Below are 2,332 nucleotides of genomic sequence, written 5' to 3' on the forward strand. Positions count from 1 at the left end.
CTGCAAGACCCGCTCAAGTAAGTGAGTATTTTTCCAACGCAAGGGGCAAGAAGAGTAGCAAAGAGCATGCGAATGCCACGTTGCGACGATTCCCTGGGCACACCCCTGGGACCGTGCAGGCGCTGCTGGGGCATTCATCGAGTGAGATCACGCGGCAGGTTTATCTGCACTCGATGATGGCCGACCGGCGACGGGCGGTGAATCGGTTGGAGGCTGCGCTATTTGGACCCAAATCGGGCCCAAATCCGCAGCCAATGACTGAGGGCACTATCGCAAGTGCTTGATGGCGCGGAGGAAGTTTGGTCGGGGCGGGCCGATTCGAACGGCCGACCCCCTGCGCCCAAGGCAGGTGCGCTACCAGGCTGCGCTACGCCCCGACCCCTCGATTGTAGCCGATGTCGCGCCGCTCCCATCTCCCTGGGTATCCCCCAAGGCCAGCCCGCAGCCGTCAGCGAAGAAAAGGCCCTGCTTCCAGCGCAGGGCCTTTCGGTCCATCCGTGCTTAGGAGCCGCGGCAGTCCCGCGTTATTTGAACACCGGACTGCAAGGGACGTTGTGGAAGCCGCTGAACTGGAAGTCGGAACCCACCGCGATGGGCTGGTCGGAGACCACTTCCACCGTGGCCGAGACGTTGGGCCCGCCCGGGGGCGAGTCCTGTGGCGTCTGGTAGGAGACGATCAGCGTGTTCTTGGAAACGACCGGTACCGTGCTGGTTCCGGTCTGCCCCGGGTAGGTCGCGGCCGGCGAAGTGCCGGGGATGGTCATGCCCGCCAGGTTGTTCCCGTCCTTGTCGTAGATGTGCACCGCCACGTTGGCCGTGCTCGCGCTGCCGTTGAAGATGGTCACGTCGGCGGGGGTGTTGCTCCCCGACAGCGGGAAATACGCCGGCGTGCACGCCCACACGAAGGGCGGCCCGAACGACGAGGTCGCGCCCTGATCGTCGTCGTCATCGTGATGGTGGTGTCCGGGCCGGTCGCCGGCAGCGTGTGCGGAGACCCGCGGGCTCGAGGCGATCCACAATGCGACCGCCACCAGCGCCAGGCAAGCGATGCCGGCGCGGCGTACGAAGGTGATGCTCATACGGACTTCCTCTCCGGGGCGGAGGCCGCCCCCAAGCACCAGAAACGTGCGCGCCAATCTAGCCATGGGAGGGTGGGGTGTCAAGAGGGGTGGGACGGGTCCTTCGGCCTCCGGGGAACCGCGGCAATAACGTCCTCCCACCCCCGCCGGGGCATATAATCATCCCTGCATGCAACCGCGCCAGTATGCCCTGGTGGGGTACGTGAACAACCCCGTGGGGAGGTTCGTCGAGGACCTCCGCCGCCAGCTGCATCCCGAGCACGCTCACCTGCCGGCGCACATCACCGTCCTGCCTCCCCGCCCCTTGCACGGCTCCGAGCCCGAGGCCCTGGAGTTGCTGGAGCGGCTCTGCGGCCAGGTGGCCCCCTTCGAGGTGACTCTGGGCGAGGTGGCCAGCTTCGCCCCCATCACTCCCACCGTCTTCCTGCGCGTGGCTCACGCCGCCTACCGCATGCGCGAATTGCACGACCTGGTCAATACCGAGCTGCTGCACTGCCACGAGCAGTGGCCCTACATGCCGCACTTGACCATCGTGAAGATGCCGGGGCTGGAGCAGGCGCAGCAGGCCCTGGAGATCAGCCGTGCGCGCTGGCAGGAGTACCGCGGCACCCGCGTCATCCTGGTGGACCAGCTCACCTTCGTGCGCGAAGGCGAGAGCAACCGCTGGGTGGACCTGGCGCCCGTGCACCTGGGCCGCAGCCTCGCCCCCGCCCACAAGTAACCCACGATAGCTCAATCAGTTACAGTCGTCCCCCGGCGCGCGGAGGTACATGTCCGTCTTTCCTGTTGCGGATGAACTTCGCGAAGCGCTTTCATACGACATAAGCCTTGCAGGGGCACCGACTTCCAGACACTCCGCACGGGGTACCTGGGTGCAGGCCGCGGGCAGCGGCCGAAGGAGTGGGTTATGCAGATCGCGGTCTATGGATCGGGATATCTGGGCACGGTCATCTCCGCCTGCCTGGCCGATTTCGGCACCCCCGTCGCCTGCTACGACGAGGACGTGAACCGGGTCGCCGCCCAGGCCGAAGGGATGATCCCCTTCTACGAAAAGAACCTGAAGGACGTGCTGCGGCGCAACCAGCGCGCCGGCCGCCTCACCTACACCACCGACCTGGCCGTCCTGGTGGAGAAGGCCCAGGTGGTCTTCCTGGCCGAGGACAGCTATCACTACATCGAGGAGGTGGCGCTGAAGATCGCGCGCGTGGCTGCACGCGACGCGGTGCTGGTGGTGGCCACGCCGGTGCCGGTGG

3 protein-coding genes and 1 tRNA gene are annotated in these 2,332 nt (G+C 66.2%); 2 read left to right on the forward strand and 2 right to left on the reverse strand.

The features are described 5' to 3' along the window. Nucleotides 1-300: 300 nt before the first annotated feature. Both VEG08_13365 and VEG08_13370 read right to left on the reverse strand, forming a co-directional pair. Nucleotides 301-377, reverse strand: a tRNA-Pro gene (locus VEG08_13365). Nucleotides 378-524: 147 nt separating this feature from the next. After that, entirely contained in the window at nucleotides 525-1,079 is a 555-nt protein-coding gene (locus VEG08_13370; protein HXZ28976.1) for a hypothetical protein, read from the reverse strand. Between the two features lie 169 nt (nucleotides 1,080-1,248). On the opposite strand from VEG08_13370, the gene VEG08_13375 reads away from it, so the two are divergent. Together VEG08_13375 and VEG08_13380 are read left to right on the forward strand one after the other, a co-directional pair. Beyond that, complete coding sequence (locus VEG08_13375; GenBank protein HXZ28977.1) at nucleotides 1,249-1,800, forward strand: 2'-5' RNA ligase family protein; 552 nt, start codon at nucleotides 1,249-1,251, stop codon at nucleotides 1,798-1,800. A 186-nt stretch (nucleotides 1,801-1,986) separates the two neighbouring features. After that, nucleotides 1,987-2,332, forward strand: a 346-nt coding sequence (locus tag VEG08_13380; protein HXZ28978.1) for a 3-hydroxyacyl-CoA dehydrogenase NAD-binding domain-containing protein, incomplete at its 3' end; no start/stop codon positions are given.

This window comes from Terriglobales bacterium, from assembly GCA_035624475.1.
Classification (GTDB): Bacteria; Acidobacteriota; Terriglobia; order Terriglobales; family Acidobacteriaceae; genus DASPRL01.

What these genes read in the sequence shown, in the direction of transcription:
- VEG08_13375 (HXZ28977.1), top strand. Translation starts at nt 1,249, where the DNA reads ATGCAACCGCGCCAGTATGCCCTGGTGGGGTACGTGAACAACCCCGTG.
- VEG08_13370 (HXZ28976.1), bottom strand. Translation starts at nt 1,079, where the DNA reads ATGAGCATCACCTTCGTACGCCGCGCCGGCATCGCTTGCCTGGCGCTG.